Source organism: Streptomyces zingiberis, assembly GCF_012034935.1.
Classification (GTDB): Bacteria; Actinomycetota; Actinomycetes; order Streptomycetales; family Streptomycetaceae; genus Streptomyces; species Streptomyces zingiberis.
Genome location: NZ_JAATEN010000011.1, coordinates 181,045 through 204,971, shown reverse-complemented (window position 1 = coordinate 204,971; position 23,927 = coordinate 181,045). Strand labels below are relative to the sequence as shown.

The window sequence follows — 23,927 nt, the reverse complement described above, 5'->3', positions numbered from 1 at the left end:
CGCCGGCCACATCCGCTACGAACACGACGCCCAGGGCCGCATCACCCTCCGCCAGAAGAAACGCCCCTCACGCACCCCCGACACCTGGCACTACCACTGGGACGCCGAAGACCGCCTCACCGCAGTGGTCACCCCGGACGGGACCCACTGGCGCTACCGCTACGACCCCTTCGGCCGCCGCACCGCCAAACAGCGCCTCACCCCCGACGGCACCACCGCCGAAGAAACCCTCTTCACCTGGGACGGCACCACCCTCGCCGAACAGACCACCACCTCCCCCGACCTCCCCCACCCCGTCACCCTCACCTGGGACCACGACGGCCACCGCCCCATCACCCAAACCGAACGCATCACCGCCACCGACGCACCCCAGCACGTCATCGACACCCGCTTCTTCGCCATCATCACCGACCTCGTCGGCACCCCCACCGAACTCATCGACACCACCGGCGACATCGCCTGGCACACCCGCACCACCCTCTGGGGCACCACCACCTGGCCCCGCCACAGCACCACCTACACCCCCCTCCGCTTCCCCGGCCAGTACCACGACCCCGAAACCGGCCTCCACCACAACTACTACCGCCACTACGACCCCGAAACCGCCCGCTACACCAGCATCGACCCCCTGGGTATCGATCCGGCGCCAAACCCAATCATTTATGTCAGTAACCCTCACATGTGGGTCGACCCACTAGGACTCGCACCGGAATGTGACGGAACACCTTCGCATAAAATACTGCCGAGCAGAAACGCGGCATTTCGCGAAGCGAAACGGGATCTTGGGATTCCGATGGCTCAACAGCCTGACCTTCTGGAGAAGGTGAGCATGACCGACCGTTGGGGACGTCGAATCATGACAGACGATGGGTCTATGATCTTCACCCGAGAGTACATATTCACAAGAGAGGGTGGGGATAAGGTCATAATCCAAGATCATTCCGCAGGGCACCAATTTGGCGAAGGGGGCGTTGGGGATCAAGGGTCTCATTTTAATGTCAGGCCTTTCGACCGTCCTCGTACGGGTAAAGTTGGCGGCACGGCTCAACATTACGAGTATTAGCGAGAGGCTGGCTCATTTTGATGGATTGGACCGAGGTTCTACTCAATCCGGAAGGCGTCCGCAGTGTCTACGGAGGTTTGGTGCCTCCTCTGCAGGGCGTTAAGTTGTTCGAAGTGTCGGTGAACAGGGAAGGTCCGTCCATGCGCCTGCGTCTGGACCTTGCAGCCTACCCGGAAAATCCTCCTAAGAAGTGGTCTGCCCAGGGTTTCAACGTTGTGCACGTAGAACTGTATTTTGGAGGCGTTGACTCGGTGCGAATGGCGGGGATCTCGGTAAACCCGGTAGTTGATATTTCTCTCCGGAGAGGAGAAAAAATTTCACTGGAAGTCCGATCCCCGGAAGTCAATGTTAGTGCGACTGCCGATTCTGTTCACATTTTGCGCATGCAGGCTCACGCGGACGAGGAGCCTGCAGGGTGAAAAAACGCCTTGTCGGTTGCCGGGCCGAGCCTCTGTTTCCGCAGACGGCCAGTTGCCGCTATTGATCAGAAACTCATGGGGTTCTCGTCCAAGACGTAGCGGACATGCGGGCCGCCGAAGTAGCCGCGAACGGTGTGGGGCTGACGCTGGCGTCTGCGGAGGAAGCGTCGGGTCTCAGTGGCGAGTTCGACCTGGTCGCGGGCCCGGTGCTGTTTGGGCGGGCTGTGCTTGAGGTCCGCGTTGACCAGCTCGTCGGGGTTCAGCTCGGGCGAGTACGGGGGCAGGAAGTGCAGCTCGACATCATTGGGACGGGTGGCGAGCCGACCGCGGACCTTCTTGGAGCGGTGGACGGAATGCCCGTCGACCACGAGATGGACCTTGTGGCCGAAGTGGCCGGCGAGCCGGTCCAGGAAGCGGCACATCACCTCGGCGGTGAAGCTCTCGGTGAAGACCATGAAGTGCATCCGGCCCTTGGTGCTGATCGCCGACATGGCGTCGACCGAGAACCGGTTCCCGCTCCGCCGCACCACAGGTGTCTTCCCCTTCTCACCCCAGGTGCGGCCGGTGACCTGGTCCAAGCGGATGCCGACCCGATCGGCGAAGAGGATCTCCCCGCCGTCCTCCTCGCCTTCGAGCGGATCTTGGGCCAGGTCTCCTGATACCGGCGCCGGACAGCATTCGGGCCCTGTTCGACGGCCCGCTCGTCCGGCCGCTGGAAGGACAGCCCCCACCTCTTCAGGTACTTGGCCGCCCCCACCTCGGTCAGCCGCACCCGGTACAGCTTCACGATCAGCTCACCCACCAGCCGCCGCGTCCATACCTGACCGGAAAGCCCCACGCCACAGGGCCGGTGATCGAGGACCGCCTGCCGCACCGCGGCCTACTCGGCCTCCCCCAGCACCTGGTGCACACCGACCGGCTTGCCGCGAGGGCGCATGACCAGCGCCTCCCGCCCGCCGGCCTGCCACTTCGCCCACCACGTGTCGACAGCCTTCAGCGACACGCCGAACACCGCCGCCACGTCCTCGCGGCCCCGTCCCGCCACCAGCGCGGCCACCGCCCGCAGCCGCAGGGCCTCCTGCGCCGACGGCGACAGATGCCGCGCGTCCCCCACCAGATCGCTCACACCCGCCCAACGCCCCAACCCAAACCGTTTCTGATCAATAGGAGGGTCAGCCCTCAGCAAATAACGGACGTGAGCACGTCGATCCGTCGCAGCCTGGGTGATCCAGAAACAGTTAGGGAGACTCCCGGGAAAGGGAGTATCGAAGTGTGGAAACCGGAAAACGGCAATATCAATTACCGCAACTTCAGCCCCTCCGGAGGGAAGGGAGATGCGACCATTGACTTCACCGGGGATTTGCAATATGCGCTTGGATTCATGCATTTCCACGCTGTCCACGATTGAGGCCTTGAAATGCCCGTAGACCCTTTCAGGGAAGAGCTGGAATACCTCTATGAATACGCCAAGATGGGGATCCTCTATTTCGTCCCCGTATGGGATTCGGCGGAAATCGTTGCGGGTGAGGGTGCCAGCATTCCGCAGGTCCGAGCTGCAGCTTTGAAGCTCATCGGGGCAATGATTGACCGGGGTGTCGAAGTCGGGGAAATTAGCAGTCGACCAGATCGCGACATTGAGCGATGGGAGCTGAGCAAGGAAGAGATCCTTCGCCGGATCGACGAAGGCACGAAGGAGAGGCGTGATCCGCTGGATTTCATCTACATTTGCGGGTTTCGGGTGGGTGCGGACCGTTGAGGGTTTTTGTGCGCACCCAGGTTTTGGCAACTTGCGCCGGACCGGGCCCAGATCCACTTTCGACTGGAGAGTCATAGCGGAAATTTGGCGAAAGTGGAGGCGGCGGGCCGGACGCCACGGCGCCGGAATGGCAATTCACCAGTATGTTGATCCAGTCTGCCGCCTGGCCTCGCAACGGGTTCTGGGAGTCGTTCTTTACGGGGAGGCGGAAGCGCGTGATCTCTACAAGAATTGACGAGATGGGGTGGTGTCGGATTCATGAAGGGGGATACGGCGTCTACGACTCAGGATACTAGGCCCCGTTCGCCGGAATCGCCACTTTCAAACGCCCCGCCGATATTCACCTGGGCCAGAATCCGATATCCCCGCGGGCACCTACGCCCCGACAGGAGAAGCGCGTAATGCCAGACCCGACCAATGCAGCAAAACACTTGAGCCAGGCAATCGAAAACTCCGATGCACAACAGGCTGGCGAGGCGGGCCCGATAATTTATCGAGAAGCTCACTTTCGCAACAGCCGAGGAGATCCTGGCTATGCTCAATGAGGAGTACTGACGGAGGATTGGATGGCCCTCCCTCCGCTTGGCCGTACTCCAGCGTCCCGATGACCCGCAGGTCCTACGGGAGGCTGCCGCCGACCTGATGTCCCTCGGGCCCGACTGGGGACGTGTATGCAGAGGACCTCAAGCGGCGTGCAGCGGAAAGGGAGTAGGACCGTGGGGGGCCCTGGCCGACGCGTCAGGCGGGCCTGCCCTGGCGGCTCTCCGTCGCGCCCGCATCCTGGGTGAGGGTACTTGGCGGCAGGACCTGGGCCCGGTTCCGCTACAGCGTATGGACATCGTTCAGGAAGCGATACCGCATTGGCGACGAATTCAGCGAGTGGTGCGCAGAATCGATGAGGTGGCACTCACCATGAAACTCACCCTCGGCGGCGACAGGAATGGCACGGTCACAGACCAACCGCTGCACATCCCCCCACGTTTCGACTTCCCGGGCCAATGCGTGCGCATCGCGGAGTACGCCGACGTGGTGGAATGGCAGCGGTTCCTCGCGGCGACCTTCGGCAGCCAGGAATGGCTCTGGGACGATCCTGACGAACTCCGGTTCGACCCGGAGAGCTTGGAGCTGGTCGGCGCCGGATTCCGTCTGCCCTACGAATCCGCTCCGGCTGAAGAGTGTGCCCGCGTTCCCACCACGCCTCCCGTCCGCCCGGGCGGTCTTCGCGCGGATGAGGCCCGGGACTTCCACCTGGAGACGACCTCCGAACTCTGCCGCGCCCCCGGGGACACCGCACTGACCTGCCTGCGCGACCTCGACGTGCTCGACGAGCCACTGGAAGCCCGCATCGGCATCGCCCCCGACGTCGCACTCCTCGTCCAGCACGGCACCGTCGTCGGCTGGAGCCTCACCGACCCCGTGCGGTACCTGACCAGCGGCTTCACCCCCACCAGTCCCCACCCTCCCGCCTCGGCCACCCGCCTCCTGTTCACCGCATGCATGGACATCGTCACCACCCCGGTGCTCGATGAAGTGCGGGAACGGAAACCCTCCGCCCTCTCCCACCTCCGCGCCGTCCACGAAGCCCTGCGCGCACAGCACGAGGACCGTCACCGCGTCGAAGCCCTGCTCTCCCCCATCGCCGACTTGGCCGAGGACTACGGAAACTGGTGACAGCAGCCGCAGGGCGGGGCCACCCCAGTCGCCTTCACCCGCCGCACCGAGTCCGGCTGCACCCCCGGACGGTTCCTCAGCCCGTCGTGGACCTCCACCGTCGACGAACGGCTGGAAGTGGACCCCGTCGGCTTCCTTCACGTCGCCGCCGACGGCCTGCTGATCCCGTATCCGCACCGGCCCCCGGCATCCCGACCCGCCCCGAATCCGACACCGGCCGCTCTCCCCGGCGGGACGGCGGAGACTGCCGAGGTCCGCCGGCACCGGGCCCACACCTACCGCCCGGACGGCCACCTCACCGCCATGGACGACCCCATGGCCGGCGGCCTACGCCGTTTCGGCCTCGACCCGGCCGGCCGGGTGACAGCGGTCCACGCCACGAACTGGACCGAGTGCTACGACCCCTTCGGCCGCCGCACCGCCAAACAACGCCTCACCCCCGACGGCACCACCGCCGAAGAAACCCTCTTCACCTGGGACGGCACCACCCTCGCCGAACAGACCACCACCTCCCCCGACCTCCCCCACCCCGTCACCCTCACCTGGGACCACGACGGCCACCGCCCCATCACCCAAACCGAACGCATCACCGCCACCGACGCACCCCAGCACGTCATCGACACCCGCTTCTTCGCCATCATCACCGACCTCGTCGGCACCCCCACCGAACTCATCGACACCACCGGCGACATCGCCTGGCACACCCGCACCACCCTCTGGGGCACCACCACCTGGCCCCGCCACAGCACCACCTACACCCCCCTCCGCTTCCCCGGCCAGTACCACGACCCCGAAACCGGCCTCCACCACAACTACTACCGCCACTACGACCCCGAAACCGCCCGCTACACCAGCATCGACCCCCTCGGCCTCGCTCCCGCACCGAATCCCCTCGGCTACGTGGACAACCCGAACACCGCGTCGGACCCGCTGGGGCTGATGCCCAAGTACCCGAAGGAGGAGAAGGCACAGAAGCGGATCGACAAGATCTTGGACGGCATCGTGGAGAGGGCAGAGAACGGCGGGTTCAAGAAACACGCCGATTACCACGGGGACACGGGGCACGCCTTCACCGACGAACGAGTCCTGGAAATCCTGAAGAACCCCGATGCCGTGTACCAGTCATCGGGCCAAGCAGGAAACTTCCTCTTCCGGAAGGACAATGACATTGCCGTGGTGTACGGGCCCGGCTCCAAGCAGGGCCAGGCCATCACGGCGTACGGAGAGTCGGGCATCAAGGGTGAATCCGGTGCGAGGGCGCTCGGTGGCAGTCCGTCGGACCCTGGTAAGCCGGTTACCCACGAGGACATCGTGGAGGGCAGGATCCCTGGCAAGTTCGGCAATCTGGCCCCGGGAGTGCAGATCAGATGAGGCAGGAATGACCATGAAACTGTCGTTCGACGGCGACTGGCGTGCAACGGTGACGGACGATCCGCTGCACACCACCCCTCGCTTCGCAGGCGACTCCGTGCGCGTCATGGACTATGCGGACGTGATGGAGCGCGAGCGGTTCGTCGCGCGTAGCTTCGGTAGCCAGCACTGCCTGTGGGATACGCCTGACGTCTTCCGGTTCGACCAGGACAGCCGGCAGCTGGTCGGGGCCGAACTCCAGATGCCGTATGTGTCCGCGAACGCCGAGACCTTCGCCGGCGTTCCCGTCATGCCCGAGGTTCGCCCGGGCGGGCTCCGTGCGGACGAGGTCCGGGACTTCCGCCACGAGTTGTGTACGGTGCTATGCCGGGCTCCCGGCGATGCCGTGCTGGCCTGCCTCCGTGACCTCGACGTCCTCGACAGACCCATGGATGCCTGCGTCGGCATCGCACCCGACGTGGCGCTTCTCGTCCAGGACGGCGCAGTCGTCGGCTGGAGCCTCACCGACCCCGCGCGGTACCTGACCACCGTGTACACCGACCCCGACCCGGCTCCTCCCTCCCCGGCCACCCGTCGCCTGCTCACCGAGTGCCTGGACCTTGTCACCTCGCCGCTGGTGGACGACGTAGTGGACGGTGAACCCGCCGCCCTGACCCGCCTCCGGGCCGCCGACGAGGCTCTGCGCGCCCAGCACGAGGACCGGCACCGGGCCGACACCCTGCTCGACCTGATTGCCACTTACGTGGAGGACTACGGGACGTGATCGTGAACCGGGCGGCGGCGCCCGGTCCCCAAGAGCTCGTAACACGATCATGTGCGTGTCCTCTTGAGGCGTCTCCAGCAGATCAGGCTGCAAGCCAACGAGACGAAGGCGTCGTGGAGTTCGGTGCGGCGTTCCCAGCGGACGGCGAGACGCTTGAAGTGATGGAGGAGCGCGAAGGTCTGCTCGACGACGTAGCGGAGCTTGCCCATCCCCTTGATGTTCGGGCAGCCCTTGCGCGAGATGACAGGCAGGATCCGTCGCTTGCGTAGCGCGTCCCGGTTCGGGTTCCAAGCGCCGCCCCGACGAGGTGGAATGGTGACGACAGGGCTCCGTACCCGAGTTACCGACGCCCGGCGACGAACCGGGCGAACGCACACGAACGGCAAGATCGGTTAGGGTCGCCGGGGCGATGCCGGCACCTCGCGCCGCACGGACTGGCGCATGTGGTCTCATCGGCCGCACATCGACGGTGTGGTTCGCGGAGGCGCCGGCAGGGACCAGGAAGACTCACGCACCACGGCTACCTCGCGGCGACGCACAGTCCGGAAATTTCCCATCTGCACGGAGGAGAACGCATGCGGTCGGTCGTTCCCGACTATCTGGCCGAGGTCCTGGGAGATGTCGAGCCGGACACCTCCGGAGAGCCGGCCGGGTACATCCCCGAGCTGGCGGCGGCGGATCCCGACCGCCTCGGGGCGGTCTTCGCGACCGTCGACGGCAAGGTCTACGGTGCCGGTGACGTCGACACCGAGTTCACGATCCAGTCGATCTCCAAGCCGTTCGCCTACGCTCTGGCCCTGTCGGACCGCGGATTCGGTCCCGTGCTCGCCAAAGTCGGTGTCGAGCCCTCGGGAGAGGCGTTCAACGAGATCTCCCTCGAAAGCGATACCGGACGCCCCCGCAATCCCATGATCAACGCCGGTGCGATCACCACGCACGCGCTGGCCGGCTCGGAGGGCATGAATCCGGCGGAGCGCCTGGAACGCGTGGTCCAGGGTCTTTCGGCGTTCGCCGGCCGCCGGCTGGCGGTGGACGAGTCGGTGTACGCGTCGGAGATGGAGCACGCGCACCGCAATCTCGCCATCGCCCATATGCTCCGCAGCCACGGCATCCTCGCCGAGGACCCGACGGCCGTCGTCGACGGCTACACCCGCCAGTGCTCCCTGCTCGTCACCACGCGGGATCTGGCCATGATGGCCGCGACCCTGGCCAACCGCGGGGTCAACCCGCTCTCGGGCGAGCAGGTGATTCGCGAGCCGGTGGTGCGCCAGGTGCTGAGTGTCATGTCCACCTGCGGGATGTACGACGCGGCCGGTGACTGGGCGACCCAGGTCGGCATTCCGGCGAAAAGCGGCGTGGCCGGAGGCCTGATCGGCGCGCTGCCCGGCCAGATCGGCATCGCCACCTTCTCGCCACGGCTGGACGTCCACGGGAACAGCGTGCGCGGGGTGTCCCTCTTCGAGCGGTTCTCCTCCGACATGGGACTGCATGTGATGGAGGTCCCGGCCCCCGCGCGCGCGGTCGTGCGGTCGAACCACGTCGTGGGCGGCGGAGCGGAGGCGCTCCGGGTCCTCCAGCTGCAAGGCGGGATCGGTTTCGCCGCGGCCGAGAAGGTGGTCCGGGAGTCCGTGGAGACCGCTCCCCGGGAGCTCGGGGTGGCCCTGGACCTCACGATGGTCCATTCGATCGATGACGTCTCGCGGCGCATGCTGCTGGAGATCGTCCGGCGGCTCACGCTGGACGGGCACGAGGTCTACCTCGTCGACCCGGAAACGCTCGTGCCCGATCCCGACCCCGGTGACGGGGGCAGGGTCACCGTCGTCGGCCGTGTGGAAGAGGCGGTGATCGCGCTCCGCGAGGCGGTCGAGGGCGAGGGCCGCCCCGCGCGGGAGGGCAAGGGCTGACGCGGGAACGGCGGGACCCGGCGCCCGCGTTCGCGCACCGGCCTCGCTCCGTCGCGTAAGGCCCCCGGGGATTCGCGCGGGGAGTTCCTGGGACCGCTGGAGTGCGGAGGACGCCCCTCGCGGGCAGCGCGCGGATTCCCGTCGCCGCGGACGGGTACCGCCGGGCCTCGCCGGGCTGCGGCGCTCTCGTGCAGCCCGGCGAGGCAGGGCAGGAAGCCGGGAGATCCGCTCTTCCCCGGGCCCGCCCGGCGCTCGGAGGCCCGACCGGCGGCAGCGCGGGCCGGGCGCGGGTTCCTGCGGTGCGCGGCGGCCGCTGATCGTCCCGGGCACGCGGCCGGCAGGTCACGACGAGGCGCGGAGCCCCGGGTCACGGAGCCCGGGCGGCACAGCCCCGGGCGGGCGTTGTCCGCCCGCCCGGCGCCGGCCGGCCCGGGTCAGCGTCCGGCCCGGATGCTGTCGATGACGCGGGTCCAGTTGTCGCCGCCGTGGCCGTTGACCGTCGCGCGCCGGCGGATGGGCGGTCGGCGGATCAGTATCAGGGGATCGCGGATCAGGCGCGGGCGAAGACCGGCCGGACCAGGCGGATCGGGCGCAGCCGGGAGATCAAGCCCGCCCTCCGGGCCGGTCCCGTTGCGGTCCGCCCAGGGCCCCACGGTCCACCGGGTAGGCCGCTTTCCTGTCCGTTCGGGCAGGCCCCCGCGCGCCGCCCGGCCTCGGCCGAAGCGCCTCGCGCACCGGCGAGTTGTCCGGGCGGGGCAGGGCGGCGGGGGCCCGTTGACATGATCAGAACCAGAGTCCAATCATGGGCACATATCGGCCCCATGGACCACTCACGTATCTGTCACCTCAGCCGCCCCACGAAGTCTCTCGTTCCCCGCACGGCAGAAGGGCCGCACTTGTCGGCGACACACGCACCCGTCCCCCGCTCCCCCGAGCTCTCCCCCCGGGACTCCGCTCCCGGAATCCGCCCGCCGCTGTCCTCCGGCCAGCAGCGGCTGTGGGCCCTCTCCCAGACGGAGGGCGCCGAGACGGCGTACAACGAGCCCCTGTCGTTCCACCTCCACGGCCCGCTGGACCGGACGCTGCTCGCCCGGGCGCTGGATCTGCTCGCCGCGCGGCACGAGCCGCTGCGCACCCGGTTCGTCCCGGTGGACGGCGAGGCCCGGCAGGAGATCGCGCCCGTGGCGGCGGGCTACCCCCTCACGGTGGAGGACTTCAGCGGGGAACCCGACCCGGAGGCGCTGCTGGCCGAGGCCCAGCGCGCGGAGTGCGAGACCCCGTTCGACCTGAACGGCGGGCCGCTGGCCCGCGGGCGGCTGATCATCCTGCGCGACCCCCGGCGGACGGGGCGGTCCCCAGGCTCAGCGGAATCACGCCGCCCGGAGCAGCCGCACCACGCTCTCCTGCTGACCTTCCACCACGCCGTGGTCGACGGCGGGTCCATGGAGATCATGCTGCGCGAACTGGGCGCGTTCTACGGGGCCCTGCTCCGCGGCGAGGCGGACCCGCTGCCCCCGCTCACCACCTCGTTCTCCGCCCACTGCCGGCGGCAGCAGGAGTGGGCGGAGAGCCCCCGGGCCGCCGCGCAGGCGGACTTCTGGACCCGCTACCTGGAGGACGCTCCGGCGCTGCTCCCGCTGCCCACGGACCGGCCCCGCCCCGCGCGCCCGAGCCACCGGGGCGGCCGGGTCGGAGTCCGGATCTCCCCGGAGGTCACCACGGCGCTGCGGGCGGTGGCCCGCGAGCAGCGGTGCACCCTCTTCGCGGCCGTGCTCACCGGCTGGCATCTGCTGCTCTCCCGGCTCTCGGGTGAGTCGGACACCGTGGTGGGCATCCCGGTGGCGGGGCGCCGCGGCCCCGGCGCCGCCGAGCTGGTCGGGTTCTTCGTCAACTCGCTCGCGCACCGGGCCGACCTGTCCGGGGACCCGACGGGCGCCGAGGCACTCGCCCGCGTCCGCGCCTCCCTCCGGAGCGCGCTGGACCATCAGGACCTGCCCTTCGAACGGGTGGTGACCGCCGTCAACCCGCGGCGGAGCCTCTCCCACGGCCCGCTCTTCCAGACCATGCTCGCCTGGGGCACCTCCCGCAAGGACCTTCTCGACCTCGACGGGGTCCGGGCCGAGCCGCTCGCCATCGAGGTCGCGCCCGCCAAGTTCGACCTCACCCTGTCGCTCCACGAGGAGGACGGGGGGATCGGCGGGTATCTGGACTACGCCCGCGACCTGTTCGACGAGGACACGGCGCGCCGGCACGCCCGCCGTCTGACGCGGATCCTGGAGCAGCTGGCGGCCGGCCCCGGGCGGAGCGCCGCGGACTTCGACCTGCTCGACGAGCGGGAACACGAGGAACTGCTGGCGCTGGGCAGCGGCCCGGTCACCGGCCCGCCGGAGACCGGCCTGCTGGAGTTGTTCGACCGGCAGGTGCGGGAGCGGCCGGACACGGCCGCCGTCGTGGCCGGGGACACGCGGCTGGACTACGCCGCGCTCGACCGGCGCGCCAACCGGCTCGCCCACTCCCTCCGGGCGCGGGGGGCCGGCCCCGGTGACGTCGTCGGGCTGCACTGCGGCCGCACGGTGGAGCTGCTGGTGGGCATCTGGGGCATCCTCAAGGCGGGCGCCGCGTACCTGCCGCTCGACCCCGGCCAGCCGGCCGGCCGGCTGGCGGTGATCGTCGAGGAGGCCGCGCCGCGCCTGGTGCTGAGCGACGCCGGGACGCCGCCCGGGGACTGGCTGCCGCTGACCGGGGTGGAGCGGGAGCAGGAACGCGAGGACTCCCCCGGGGTCGAGGTCCGCCCCTCCCACCTCGCCTACGTCATCTACACCTCCGGCTCGACCGGCCGCCCCAAGGGCGTGGCGGTCCCGCACGGCAATGTCGTCAACCTCGTGGAGAACTGGCTGGCCACGTACGGGGCCACGGCCGGTGAGGCCTCCTCGGCCTGGGCGAGCATCGGCTTCGACGCGTCCGTGCAGGAGCTGTTCGTGCCGCTCACCACGGGTGCCACCGTGCACCTCGTGCCCGAGCGCCTCCGGGGGGATCCGGCGGAGCTGATGGACTGGCTGCGCGCGCACCGCGTCGTGCACGCCTGGCTGCCGGCGGCGTACATCGCGTGGATCGACGAGAACCCGGAGGAGCGGCTGCGCGGCCTGGCGCTGCGTCAGGTGGCGACGGGCGCGGAGCCGCTGCCGGAGGCGGCCCTGCACCGGATGCGCCAGGTCCTGCCCGGCCTGCGGATCTGTTACGTCTACGGGCCCACCGAGACCACGGTCTACAGCATCACCCACAACGAGCCGCGGGACGTGGACGGCAGGTGCCCGATCGGCCGGCCCGTACGGAACACCCGGATCCATCTGCTGGACCGGCGGCGCCGGCCGGTGCCGCGCGGGGTCACCGGTGAGGTCCACATCGGCGGGGCCGGGGTGGCGCAGGGGTATCTGAACCGGCCCGACCTGACTGAGGAAAGGTTTCTGCCCGATCCGTTCCGCCCCGGCGAACGGCTCTACCGCACCGGGGACCTGGCCCGGCTGCTCCCCGACGGGAACTTCGAGTTCGTCGGCCGCGCCGACGACCAGGTCAAGCTCCGCGGCTTCCGCATCGAGCCCGGTGAGATCGCCGCGGTGCTGCGTGAACTCCCCGGCGTCTCGGAGGCCGCCGTGCTGGCCGACCGCGGCGAGGGCGGGGAGCCCCTGCTGGTGGCGGGCGTGGCGCGGGCGGAGGGGCCGCCCCTGCTCCCCCACGAGTGGCGCGCCGCCCTGGCGGACCGGCTGCCGGACTACATGATCCCCGCCCTGTTCGCGGAGTTCCCCCGGCTGCCGCTCAACCGCAGCGGCAAACTGGACCGCCGGGCCCTGCTCGAACGCGCCCGCGAGGCGTCTCCCGGCCAGGTCAACGCCCGGGCCCCGCGCGACGGGGTCGAGATGGCCCTGTACCGGATCTGGCGGCAGGTCCTCCTCCACCCCGGCATCGGGATCATCGACGACTTCTTCGCCGTCGGCGGCACCTCGCTGTCCGCCATCAAGGTCGCCCATCTGATCCAGGAGGAGTTCGGCCGGCACCTGCCGATCCGTGAGGTGCTGGAGCACCCCACGATCGAACGGCTGGCGGCCCGCGTCCGCGAGGGGGCGCCGTCCCGGCCCGGCGACTCCCTGATCGAGTTCCGCGCCGGCGGCGACGGCCCCGGGCGGGTGGTGTGCGTCCATCCGGCCGGTGGCACGGCCTTCTGTTATCTGGGGCTGGCCACGGCGCTGCCCGAGGGGATCGCCGTCCACGGTGTCCAGGCACCGGGGATCGAGCCCGGCCAGGAGCCGCTGCCGTCCGTGGAGGCCATGGCGGAGCACTACCTGACGCTCCTGCGGCCCGCGCCGGAGGAGCCCCTGGTGCTGTGCGGGCTGTCCTACGGCGGGCTGGTCGCGCACGAGATGGGACGCCGGCTCGCGGCCGGCGGTCACCGGCGGACCGCCGTGGTCCTGCTCGACACGCACGGCACGGACGACGAGACGCGGCGGGCCGCGTTCGCCCCGGTCGGCGCGGACGAGTTCCGCGAGAAGCTGATCCGCTTCAACGGCATGTACCCGGGCATCGACGACGCCCAGATCGACCGGTACTTCCGGACCTACAACCACAACCGGGCCGCGGCCCGCGACCACACCCCCCGGCCGACGGACGCCCCGCTGCTGCTCGTCCAGGCGGACGCGGAGGCCGAGGACGCCGCCGGGGCGGCCGCGGCCGAGGCGGAGCTGCGCCGCTTCTGGCAGGACCGGGCCCGCGGCGGCTTCCGGGTGGAGCGGATCGACGGCGGCCACTGGGATGTGCTGGAGGGCGAACGCGTGCCGCTCATCGCCGGGCTGATCACCGGCGAACTCGAACGGCTCGGCGCCCGGCGCCCGGAACCCACCACGCGGGGGGCATGATGCGGACTTCCACCACCCCGGCCGGCCTCGCCCGCGCCGTCCACGAGCAGACCCTGCGCACCCCGGACGCCCCGGCGGTGAGCGACGGCCCGCGGGTCCTGAGCTACGCCGGCCTGGACGCGGCGGCGGCCGGCATGGCCGCCGCGCTGCTCCACCGGGGGGTGCGCCCCGGGGACGCGGTCGCCGTGGGCCTGCCCCGGTCCTGGCGGCTCGTCTGCGTGATGCTGGGGGTCCTCCGGCTCGGCGCCCGCGTCGTCCCGCTGGACCTCCAGAGCCCCCCGGAGCGCCGCGACCACATCCTCACGGACTCCGGCGCGGTGGCGTTCGTACACGCGGGCGAGGGGCCGCACGGCCTGCCGCCCGGCGTCACGCCCCTGCCCGCGGACAACCTCCTGACGGCCGGCCGGGACACCGGCGGCCCGCTCCCTCCCCCCGCCGGCGGCCCGCCGGACTCCTTCGTCTTCTACACCTCGGGAACGACGGGCCGCCCCAAGGGCGTCACGGTGCCCGACGCGGGCATCCTGCGGCTCGCCGAACCCGGCTACCTCCGCCTGGAGCCCGGCGCGCGCTACGCCTGCCTGGCCAACCCCGCCTTCGACGCGCTGAGTTTCGAGGTCTGGGTCCCGCTGCTGACCGGCGGCTGCTGTGTCGTCCTGGCCGACGCCGACCTCCAGACCCCGGAGCGGCTCGCCGAGGTCCTGCTGCGTGAGCGCGTCGACACCGCCTTCGTGACGACGGCCCTGTTCAACGCCGTCGTCGACGCGGTCCCCGGCTGCTTCGCGGGCCTCGGGCAGCTGCTCGTCGGCGGGGAACAGCTCAACAGCCGCCTGATCCGCTCCTGGTACCGCCACAACGCCGGCAGCGCCACCCGGCTCCACAACGTCTACGGGCCGACGGAGTGCGCCACCTTCGCCCTCTGCCACCCCGTACCGCGCGACTTCGACGCCCCGGTGGTGCCGGTCGGCAGGCCCCTGCCCCGGACCGGCGCGCTCGTCGCGGTCCCCGGCACCACCCGGCCGGCCGAGCCCGGCGCCGTGGGCGAACTCCTGCTCACCGGGGCGGGGCTCGCCACCGGCTACCGCAACCTGCCGGAGGAGACCGCGCGCCGCTTCGTGCCCGCACCCGGGCCGGACGGGGCGGAGGAGCTCCACTACCGCACGGGCGACCTGGTCCGGCTGAACGAGCGGGGCGACATCGAGTACGTCGGGCGGGCCGACCGCCAGGTCAAGGTCCGCGGGTTCCGGGTGGAACCCGGTGAGCTGGAGCAGCGGATCCTCGCCCATCCCGCCGTCCGCCAGGCCCATGTCTCCGCCCCCCGGGACGGCGCCGGCGGACCGGTCGAACTCGTCGCCCACCTCGTCGTGGAACCCGGGCTGACCTGGGAGGACTTCGACCGGCACCTCGCCGCCGCACTGCCCGCCTACATGCGCCCGCACCGGCTCCACCGGGTGGACGCGCTGCCGCTGACGGCCAACGGCAAGGTCGACGAGGCCGCTCTGCTGGACCGCACCGACCCGCCCTGGCGGCCGGACGGCGGCGGTGGGGACGGCGGTCGTGCCGGTGCCGGTGCCGGTGCCGGTGGGGACGGTGCCGGTGACTCCGCCGACCCGGTCCTGCGGGAGCTGCTGGAGCTGGCCGGCCGGATCCTGCGGATGCCGGATCTGCGGCCGTCCGACACCTGGATCGCCTGCGGCGGCGACTCCCTGAAGGCGCTGCGGCTGCGGTTCGAGATCCGGCGGCGCTGGGGGTTCGATCCGCCGCAGAGCCTGGTCCTGGGCGGCGACATGGCCGCGCTGGCCCGGGCCGTCGCGGACGCCCCGGAGCACGGCGCGCCCGCGTACCCGGCCGTCACCGCGGCCGGCGGGACGTCCGCCCCCGCGACCGGTGAACAGCAGCGCCTGTGGCTGATCCAGCAGCGCTCGCCCCACTCCCGCGCGTACGACGTCCGGTTCGCCTTCGCGCTGGAGGGCCGGATCGACCTCCCGGCGCTGCGCCGGGCGCTGCGCCGGCTGGTCGCGCGCCACCCCGCGCTGCGCACCGGCTTCGAGCCGTCGGCGGAGGGGCTGTCGCAGGTGGTGGGCGAGGCGTACGACCCGTGGGAGGAGCCGGCGGAGACGGCCCCCCAGGCGTCCGCGGTGCGGCAGGCCGCTGAACAGGGGCCCGCCCCGGCGGAGGGCGCGGACGGGCAGGCCGCTCAGGAGGCGTTCTTCGCGGTCCCGTTCGACCTGTCGCGCCCCCGGATGCTGCGGGCGTGCCTGCTGCCGTCCGGCGAGGGCGGGACGCTCCTCCTCCATCTGCACCACATCGCCGTCGACGGCTGGTCGGTCAACGTCCTGCTGGACGACCTGTCGGAGGAGTACACCGCGGCGCTCACCGGCGACGGGCCGGACCGCCCGGCGGCCGGCACGGCCGGCCCGGCGAGCGGGGCGGCGCCCGCGGACGGTGGCACGGGCCACCCCGGGGACGGCACTGCCGCGCCGGACCCCGCCCCCACCCCGCTGGACTTCGCCCCCTGGCAGCGGCAGTGGCAGGCCGGCCCGGACTACGCCGCCCGGCGCACCGCGCTGCTGGCCCACTACGCCGAGGCGGCCCCCGCGGCGCCGGACGCCCCGCTCCGGCCCGTCTCCCCTCCCCCCGCGGCGGGCTCCGCGGCCGCCGGCCTGCTCCATGTCTCCCTGGACGCCGGACGCCGCGCGGCCCTCGACCGGCTCTGCGCCGACCTGGGCCTGACGCGTTTCCAGGTGCTGCTCGGCGTCTACGCCTGGGCGCTGTACGGGGTGACCGGCCACACCGGGCTGCGGATCGCCGCGCCGGTCGCGGGCCGCCCCGTGCGGGAGTTCGAGCGCAGTGTCGGCATGTTCGCCAACACGGTGCTGCTGCCGCTGAGGGTGGCGCCGGAGGCGGATCTCCGCCAGGAGCTGGCGCGGCTGGGCCGCGACGCCGGGGCGGTGCTGGAGCGGCAGGACGTCGCGCTGGCCGATGTCCTGCGCGGGCAGGGCGCCACGGCCGGATCCGGTACCCCGTTCGACTTCCTCTTCGTCCTGGAGAACACGGACTTCACGGCGCTGCGGCTGCCCGGCTGCGCGTCCGCCCCGCGGTGGCCCGCGCCGGCCGGGGCCAAGTGCCCCATGACGCTGTCGGTGATCGAGCGCCCCGAGGGCCTGGACTGCCTGTGGGAGTACGCGGCCGAGCACTTCTCCGCCGCGCGGGCCGAGGCGGCGGCCGGCCTCTTCCGCGACGGGCTGGACGCCCTCACCGGGGACGGCCCCACCGGGAACGGCCCCGCCACCCCGGCCGGCCTGGCCACCGCATACCGGCACGCACTGCCCGAGCCGGGGCGCGGCGCGGCGCCCGCGCCGGCCTGGACGACGATCGCCGAGGGCTTCGCCCGGCAGGTCGCGCGGACCCCCGGCGCGCCGGCGCTGATGACCACCGGCGGGCCGGTGGACTACCGCACGCTGGACGCCTGGGCGGCGGCGCTCGCCGCCGAACTGGCGGACGCGGTCCCGCCCGGCCCCGGGCGGCCGTGCCACGTGGCCCTGTTCATGGAACCGTCCGCCGAGCACGTGGTGGCGCTGCTCGCGCTGGCCCGGCTGAACGTGACCGCCGTGCCGCTGGACCCCTCGTACCCGCCCGCGCTGCTGCGGCAGATCCTGGCGCGGACGGCCCCGTTGTGCGTGCTGCTGCCGCCGGGTGACGCCTCGGCGTTCGACGCCGTCGATCCCGGGGGCGTGCCGCGCCGCACGGTGCTCCTGCCTCCGGCAGACACGGCAGACACAGCCGGCGGGAGCGCGCCCCCCGTCTTCCCCGCCCACCCCTTCCATCAGGGGACCCGGCCGCTGTACACGCTGTTCACCTCCGGGTCGACCGGTGTGCCCAAGGGCGTCCGCGTCTTCGACCGCACCCTGTGCAATCTCCTCCAGTGGCAGGAGGGCGCGGGCGGCCTCGGCGGTCCCGCCGCGACACAGCAGTTCTCCATGCTCTCCTTCGACGTGTCGTTCCAGGAGATCTTCTCCACCCTGTGCTCCGGCGGCTGCCTGCACCTCGTGGAGCCGGGCCTGCGCCAGGACGTCCCCGCGCTGCTGGACCGGCTGGAGTCGGCCGGTATCGAACGGATCTTCCTGCCGTTCGTGGCACTCCAGATGCTCGCCGAGCACGGCGCCCACCTGGGCCGCCACCCCTCCCGCCTCCGGGAGGTGGTGACCGCCGGCGAGCAGCTGGTCTGCACCGACGCGATCCGCCGCTGGTTCTCCGGCATGCCCGGCTCCCGGCTGTTCAACCACTACGGGCCGACGGAGACCCATGTCGTCAGCGGGCTCCGCCTGGACGGCGACCCGGCACGGTGGCCGGACACCCCCGCCATCGGCGGGCCCGTCGCGGGCGCGCTCCTGCTGGTCACCGACGAGGCGGGGCTGCCCGTGCCGCCGGGCTGCCCGGGCGAGCTGCTCATCGGAGGGGTGGTGGACGCCCCCTGCTACCTGGACGACGACCGGCTCAACGCCGAGCGGTTCACGCGGCTGCCGGGGCGGGAGGGCGTATTCTACCGCAGCGGGGACCGCGCCCTCTTCGGCCCGGACGGCTTCCTGCACTTCCTGGGCCGCGCGGACGACCAGATCAAGCTGAGCGGCCACCGGCTGGAGCTGGGCCAGGTCGAGGCGGCTCTGCTCAGCCATCCCGCGGTCGTGGGGGCCGTCGTGGCCGTGACCGGCGGGAAGCTCGTGGCCTCCTTGCAGTGCCGGGGGGCGGCTCCCTCGCCGGCCGCCCTGCGGGAACATCTGGCCGGGCTGCTGCCGGCGCATGTGCGCGTCGACCGGTTCCGGCTGCTGACGGAGCTGCCCCGCACCCCGAGCGGCAAGCTGGACCGGGACGCCGCCCTGCGCGCGCCCGCCGTGGAACCGGCGGAGGAACCGCGTTCCGGCGCCGCCGGGGGCCGCCCGGCCGGCCCGGGCCACGGCACCGCCGTGCCCTCCGCCGGCGCCGGCTCCGCCACCGCGTCCGCCCCGGCGCCGTCCGCGCGGGAGGACGAGCTGCTCGCCGCGTTCGAGGAGGCGACGGGGATCGCCATCGGGGCCGACCGGACGTTCTTCGAGGCGGGCGCCACCAGTCTCGACCTGATGCGCTTCCACCTGCGCTGCACCACCGTCCTCGGGCTGCGGATCACCATCGCCGAACTCTTCGAGCACGTCACCGTCCGCCGGCTCGCCCGCGCCCTCGACCGCGCGGACCACACCGACCCCGCCGACCCCACTGACCCCGCCGGCCCCGCCGGCCAGGCAGACCCCGCCGGCCGGGCCCGCCGGGCGTCGCCGGCGCCGCGGGAGGAACCGTCCCCCGGGGCGGGGCACCCCGGGCCGGCCGGCGAGCCGATCGCCGTCGTGGGGATGGCCGTGCGCGCGCCGGGCGCCGGGGACCTGGCCGCCTTCTGGGAGCTGGCCACCTCGGGACGGAGCGGCATCGAGTACTTCGAGGCGGCCGAGGGACTCGTCGGCGCCCGCAGCCAGATGGACGGGCTGCTCGCCTTCGACCCGGACCGCTTCGGCATCAGCCGGCAGGAGGCCCGGCTGATGGACCCCCAGCAGCGGCACATCCTGATGGCGTGCGCGGAGGCCCTCGCCCACGCGGGCATCGCCGACCCCGGCGCCGCGCGCGCCGGACTCGTCGTGGGCGCGGGTGAGAACACCTACTTCCAGGCGCTGCTCCGGGAGGCCGACCCCGCGACGCTGCCCGACGGCTTCCAGCTCGCCCTCCACCACGAGAAGGACTACCTCGCCACCAAGACCGCCTACCACCTCGGGCTCACCGGGCCGGCCCTCACCGCCCAGACGGCGTGCTCCAGTTCGCTGGTCGCCGTACACCTCGCGGCGGGACTGCTGCGGCAGGGGGACGCCGGGGTGATGCTCGCGGGCGGGGTCCTGGTCGACCTCTCGCTGTCCGGGGGGTACCGCCACCGCCGGCAGCACATCTTCTCCGCCGACGGCCACTGCCGTCCCTTCAGCGACGACGCGGACGGCACCGTCGGGGGCAGCGGCGTCGGAGTGCTCGTCCTCAAACCGCTCACCCGGGCACGGCGGGACGGGGACACCGTCTACGCGGTGCTCACCGGCTCGGCGGTGAACAACGACGGCGCGGACAAGCTCAGTTTCAGCGCGCCCTCCCGGGCGGGCCAGCGCGCGGCGATCCGCACGGCGCTGCGCCGCAGTGGCCGCGCGGGGCAGGACGTCGCCTATGTGGAGGCCCACGGCACCGGCACCCGGCTCGGCGACCCGGTGGAGGCGGACGCCCTGCGCCAGGCGCTCGGCGCGACGGAACCCGGCAGTTGCGCCCTCACCTCGGTCAAGAGCCAGATCGGCCATCTGGGCGCGGCCGCGGGGGCGGTCGGGCTGATCCGCGCCGCGCTCGCCGTCCACCACGGCGTCATACCGCCCACCCCCGGCTTCCGCGCGTTCAACCCGGAGATCGGGCCCGACCCGGCGCCGTTCTACGTCCCCCCGCGGGCCGTCCCCTGGCCGGCGGACCGGGAGCGGGTGGCCGGTGTGAGCAGCTTCGGCATCGGCGGTACCAACGCCCATCTGGTCCTGGAGGCGGGCACCCCGGCGGAGCCGGACCGGGCCGGCGGGGAGACCCCGCCGCTGCTCGTGCTCTCCGCCCACGGGGAGGCTGCCCTGCGCTCGGACGCGGCCCGCATCGCCGGCCATCTGGAACGCCGGCCCGGGACCTACCGGCAGGTGCTGCGCCACCTTCAGGCGGGCCGGACGCACGGGCGGCTGCGCGCCGCCACCCTCTGCTCCGGCCCGCAGGAGGCCGTCGCCTGGCTCCGCAAGGTGGCGGACGGCTCCGCCGAGCCGGTGACGGTTTCCACGGGCCGGGCCGCGGCGGAACCACCGCTGCCGGTGACGGGCCGGGAGGCGCCGGAGCTGGCCACCGCGTGGCTCGCCGGCCGGGTCCTCGCCTGGCCCGGGGGAACCGCGCAGGCGCCGTGGGACTTCCCGCCGCCCGCCTTCGACCTGGCCGACTACGCGTTCCCGCGGGCCGGGGCGGCGGGCGGGACACAGTCCCCGGCCGGGCCCGCACCGGCCGGGGAGGCACCGGCGGGCACGGCACCGGCCGGAGCGCCCGCCGCCGCGGCCCGGGCGGCAGCCGGACCCGAACGGACGGCCGGGCCCGGAGAGCCCCGCGAGCCCGAGCGCCCGGCGGGGACCGACGGGCCTTCCGCATCCGGGCGGGCCTCCGGGGCCGAGCGGCTCCCCGAGGCGGAGTGGCTGCACCAGCCACAGTGGGTCCGCCTGCGCCGCGCCCCGGCCGTTCCCCGCGCCGGCGGCTCCGGCGGCGGTCCCGCCGGTACCGAGGGTTCCGGCGGTGACCGCGGGCACCGCCCGCTCGTCGTCGTCGCGGCCGGCCCGGCCGACCCCGCCCTGGTGGACGTCCTTTCGGCCGGGGGACGGCGTGTGGTGTGGGTCGAGTGCTCCGGGCGGTCCGCCCGCACGGGGGCCGACCGCTTCGAGGCCGACCCCACCGACCCGGCCCATCTGCGCCGGGTACTCGACGCGCTGACCGAGGAGGGCTGCCCCGGCCTCGACTGGGCGCACACCCTGCCGCTCACGCTCGGCGGGCCGATGGGCCCGGCGGGTCTCGACCGGGCCTCCTGGGCCTGTCTGGACACCCCGGCCGCGCTGGTCCAGGCGGTGTCCGGCGGTCCGCGGACGGTGCCGGTCACTCCCTGGTGGCTCTCCTGGGGGGCGCGTCCCGTCCAGGGCGGGGTGAGCCGGCCGGAGGCCGCGCTGCTCGCCGGGGTCACCGAGGTGGCGCCCCAGGAGGGCGCCCCGCAGGGGCACTGGGCCGATCTCCCCGGCCCGGACGGCTGGGCCCCGCGCCTGGCGGGCCTGCTGGCCCTGGCGGAGACGGAGCCGGAGGGCCTGCCCCGGCAGCTGGCGCTGCGCCAGGGGTACTGGTGGGAGCAGGTCACACTGCCCGTGACCACGGCCGGGACGGATCCCGCGGCCCCGTGGCCGGCCGGGCACGGCGGTGACCACCTGATCCTCGGCGGCACCGGCGGGCTGGGCACCGGCATCGCCCGGTGGCTGCTCACCCACACCGCCGGGCGCGTCCTGCTGCTCTCCCGCCGGCCACGGCTCCCCGACGCCCTCGCACCGTGGGCGGCACGGGTGGAACTCGTCGCGGCCGACCTGGCGGACGAGCCCCTGGAGGACCTGGCCCGCCGCGTCACCGCCCGCACCACGGGCCTGGCCTCCGTCGTGCATGCGGCGGGGGTCGCCGCCGGCGGGCTGATCACGCGCCGCGACGCGGCCGGGATGCGCCGGGCCCTCGCCCCGAAGCTGCGGGGGGCGCTGCTCGTGGAGCGGCTCATCGGGGAACACCGGCCGCCGCTCGCGGTGTACTGCTCCTCCATGGCCGCGCACTTCGGCGGCGTGGGCCAGCTCGACTACGCCGCAGGCAACGCCTTCCTCGACGCCTTCGCCCACCACGACGCGCCGGAACAGGAAGACGGGAACGGGAGCGGGGAGAGAATTGGCGACGGCGACGGCGACGGCGACGGCGACGGCGACGGCGGCCGGGAAGCCGGGGAAGCCACCGCCCGGCTCACCCTCGCCTGGGACGTGTGGCGGGAGACCGGGATGGCCGTGGGCACGCTGCGGGAGGACCCGGCGCACCGGGCCCATCTCGCGGTGGGCCTGACCGTGGCGGAGGGGCAGCGCGTCTTCGCCCGCGCGCTGGACCTGGGGCTGCCGCACCTGCTCGTGTCCACCACGGACCTGGCGACCGCACGCGGGTTCTACACCCCGTCCGGGCGGCCGGCCGCCGCCCCGGCGGACACGCCGGCGGTCTCCCCCACCGCCACCGCCACCGAGGAGGCGCCACGCGAGGTGATCGCCGCCCGGCTGTGCCAGTGGCTCGGCGCCGACCACCTCGACCCGGGCGCCTCCCTGTACGACCTGGGGGCCGATTCACTGACGCTCATCAGTCTCATTGCCACCGTCGAGGAGGACTTCGGCGTCGAACTCGACCTGGCCGGCTTCAGCCATCAGGTCAGCCTCGACGAGATCGCCGGACACCTCGACGCGGCGCTTGCGGAGACGGCCCAGGAGGAGACGGCCCGGGCGGAGACGGGCGGGGCACACGCCGCGCCGGCCGTCCCGCTCGAGGTCTGGCAGGACGGCACCGGCCGCGACGTGGTGTGCCTGATCCATCCGGTGGGCGGGGACATCCAGGCCTACCGCTCCCTGGCCGCCGCGCTCGACCCCCGGCTGACGGTCGCCCTGATCAGCGATCCGGCCCTGCGCGACCCCGGCCACCCCCGGTGGAGCATCACCGAACGGGCGGAGCGCTATCTCGCCGCCGTGCGGGACCGCTTCCCCGGGAGCGGCCGGCGCCTGCATCTGACCGGCTGGTCCTTCGGCGCCTGGGTGGCCGCCGGGATGGCGGCCGCCGCCGAGGCGGCCGGGCACCCGGCCGGGTCGCTGCATCTGCTGGACCCGCCCTCCCCCGGCAGCGGAGCGGCGTACCAGGGGTACGACGAGGCGCAGCTGGAGGCGGTGTTCGCCGCCGAACTGGGCCTCGGCGGCGAGCCGGGACGCGCCGGCGACGGCAGCGGCGGTTCCGGCGCGCGGGAGCTCACGCGCTCCTACACCGAACGCCTCACCCGCTGCTGCCGGGACAACCTGCGGAGCATGGCGGATCACCAGCTGCCCCGCGTCGTCGCCACCCCCACCCGGCTCTGGCTCGCCGAGGAGCCCGTGGCGGGCCTCCCCGCGCTCGGTACCCCCGCCGAGCGGCAGGCCCTGTTCCGTCCCCACCTGCCACCCGGGTCACGGTGCACGACGCTCACCACCACGCATTACGGCCTGGTCCGCCCGCCGCACTCCGCCTCCGTGGCGGAGGGCGTCAACGCGGCGATCGCCGAGGCCGTCCCGGCGGGCTGACCCGTCCCGCCCGCGCACCGGCGCCTTCCGGCCGGTGCGCGGGCAGCGGACGGAACGGACGCTTTCCTCACCGCCCCGTCCCAACTCCGATCCGGCCTGAACCGCACCAGCTCGAACCGCCTTGACCCGACTTGA

At 72.7% G+C, this 23,927-nt stretch carries 12 protein-coding genes and 2 pseudogenes; 10 read left to right on the top strand and 4 right to left on the bottom strand.

The window, feature by feature from the left end; translation table 11 throughout:
* Both HCK00_RS16355 and HCK00_RS16350 read left to right on the top strand, forming a co-directional pair.
* The coding region (locus tag HCK00_RS16355; RefSeq protein ID WP_240965619.1) for an HNH/endonuclease VII fold putative polymorphic toxin at positions 1 to 1,063 on the top strand (1,063 nt) is incomplete at its 5' end.
* 20 nt (positions 1,064 to 1,083) lie between these two features.
* Complete coding sequence (locus HCK00_RS16350; protein ID WP_277348246.1) at positions 1,084 to 1,482, top strand: Imm50 family immunity protein; 399 nt, start codon at positions 1,084 to 1,086, stop codon at positions 1,480 to 1,482.
* 65 nt (positions 1,483 to 1,547) lie between these two features.
* Here HCK00_RS16350 and HCK00_RS28835 read toward each other — a convergent pair whose 3' ends face one another.
* The 3 genes and pseudogenes from HCK00_RS28835 to HCK00_RS28825 form a co-directional block, all read right to left on the bottom strand.
* On the bottom strand, positions 1,548 to 2,060 hold the full coding sequence (locus tag HCK00_RS28835; RefSeq protein WP_240965618.1) for an IS630 family transposase: 513 nt from the start codon (positions 2,058 to 2,060) through the stop codon (positions 1,548 to 1,550).
* Between the two features lie 146 nt (positions 2,061 to 2,206).
* Positions 2,207 to 2,254 (bottom strand): annotated as a pseudogene (locus tag HCK00_RS28830) (hypothetical protein); the annotation flags it as partial.
* A gap of 108 nt (positions 2,255 to 2,362) precedes the next feature.
* On the bottom strand, positions 2,363 to 2,608 hold the full coding sequence (locus HCK00_RS28825; RefSeq protein WP_168102687.1) for a helix-turn-helix domain-containing protein: 246 nt from the start codon (positions 2,606 to 2,608) through the stop codon (positions 2,363 to 2,365).
* Positions 2,609 to 2,677: 69 nt separating this feature from the next.
* On the opposite strand from HCK00_RS28825, the gene HCK00_RS16335 reads away from it, so the two are divergent.
* From HCK00_RS16335 to HCK00_RS16315, 5 genes and pseudogenes are all read left to right on the top strand, one after another.
* Complete coding sequence (locus HCK00_RS16335; RefSeq protein WP_168102686.1) at positions 2,678 to 2,890, top strand: hypothetical protein; 213 nt, start codon at positions 2,678 to 2,680, stop codon at positions 2,888 to 2,890.
* Between the two features lie 9 nt (positions 2,891 to 2,899).
* On the top strand, positions 2,900 to 3,238 hold the full coding sequence (locus tag HCK00_RS16330) for a hypothetical protein (RefSeq protein WP_168102685.1): 339 nt from the start codon (positions 2,900 to 2,902) through the stop codon (positions 3,236 to 3,238).
* 900 nt (positions 3,239 to 4,138) lie between these two features.
* Positions 4,139 to 4,909, top strand: a complete 771-nt coding sequence (locus HCK00_RS16325) for a hypothetical protein (RefSeq protein ID WP_311765350.1) — start codon at positions 4,139 to 4,141, stop codon at positions 4,907 to 4,909.
* A 378-nt stretch (positions 4,910 to 5,287) separates the two neighbouring features.
* Positions 5,288 to 6,280: pseudogene (locus HCK00_RS16320) on the top strand (RHS repeat-associated core domain-containing protein); the annotation flags it as partial.
* Positions 6,281 to 6,287: 7 nt separating this feature from the next.
* Positions 6,288 to 7,043 (top strand): hypothetical protein, encoded by a 756-nt coding sequence (locus HCK00_RS16315; RefSeq protein ID WP_311765349.1) that lies wholly within the window; start codon positions 6,288 to 6,290, stop codon positions 7,041 to 7,043.
* 47 nt (positions 7,044 to 7,090) lie between these two features.
* On the opposite strand, the gene HCK00_RS16310 is transcribed toward HCK00_RS16315, so the two are convergent.
* Complete coding sequence (locus HCK00_RS16310) at positions 7,091 to 7,252, bottom strand: hypothetical protein (RefSeq protein ID WP_168102552.1); 162 nt, start codon at positions 7,250 to 7,252, stop codon at positions 7,091 to 7,093.
* 366 nt (positions 7,253 to 7,618) lie between these two features.
* Here HCK00_RS16310 and HCK00_RS16305 point away from each other — a divergent pair, with 366 nt between their 5' ends.
* The 3 genes from HCK00_RS16305 (at position 7,619) to HCK00_RS16295 (ending at position 23,792) form a co-directional block, all read left to right on the top strand.
* On the top strand, positions 7,619 to 8,947 hold the full coding sequence (locus HCK00_RS16305) for a glutaminase (protein ID WP_168102683.1): 1,329 nt from the start codon (positions 7,619 to 7,621) through the stop codon (positions 8,945 to 8,947).
* A gap of 896 nt (positions 8,948 to 9,843) precedes the next feature.
* Entirely contained in the window at positions 9,844 to 13,854 is a 4,011-nt protein-coding gene (locus HCK00_RS16300; protein WP_240965617.1) for a non-ribosomal peptide synthetase, read from the top strand.
* On the top strand, positions 13,851 to 23,792 hold the full coding sequence (locus tag HCK00_RS16295) for a non-ribosomal peptide synthetase (RefSeq protein WP_168102681.1): 9,942 nt from the start codon (positions 13,851 to 13,853) through the stop codon (positions 23,790 to 23,792). Before HCK00_RS16300 ends, HCK00_RS16295 begins: the two co-directional genes overlap by 4 nt.
* The last annotated feature ends 135 nt before the right edge of the window (positions 23,793 to 23,927 follow it).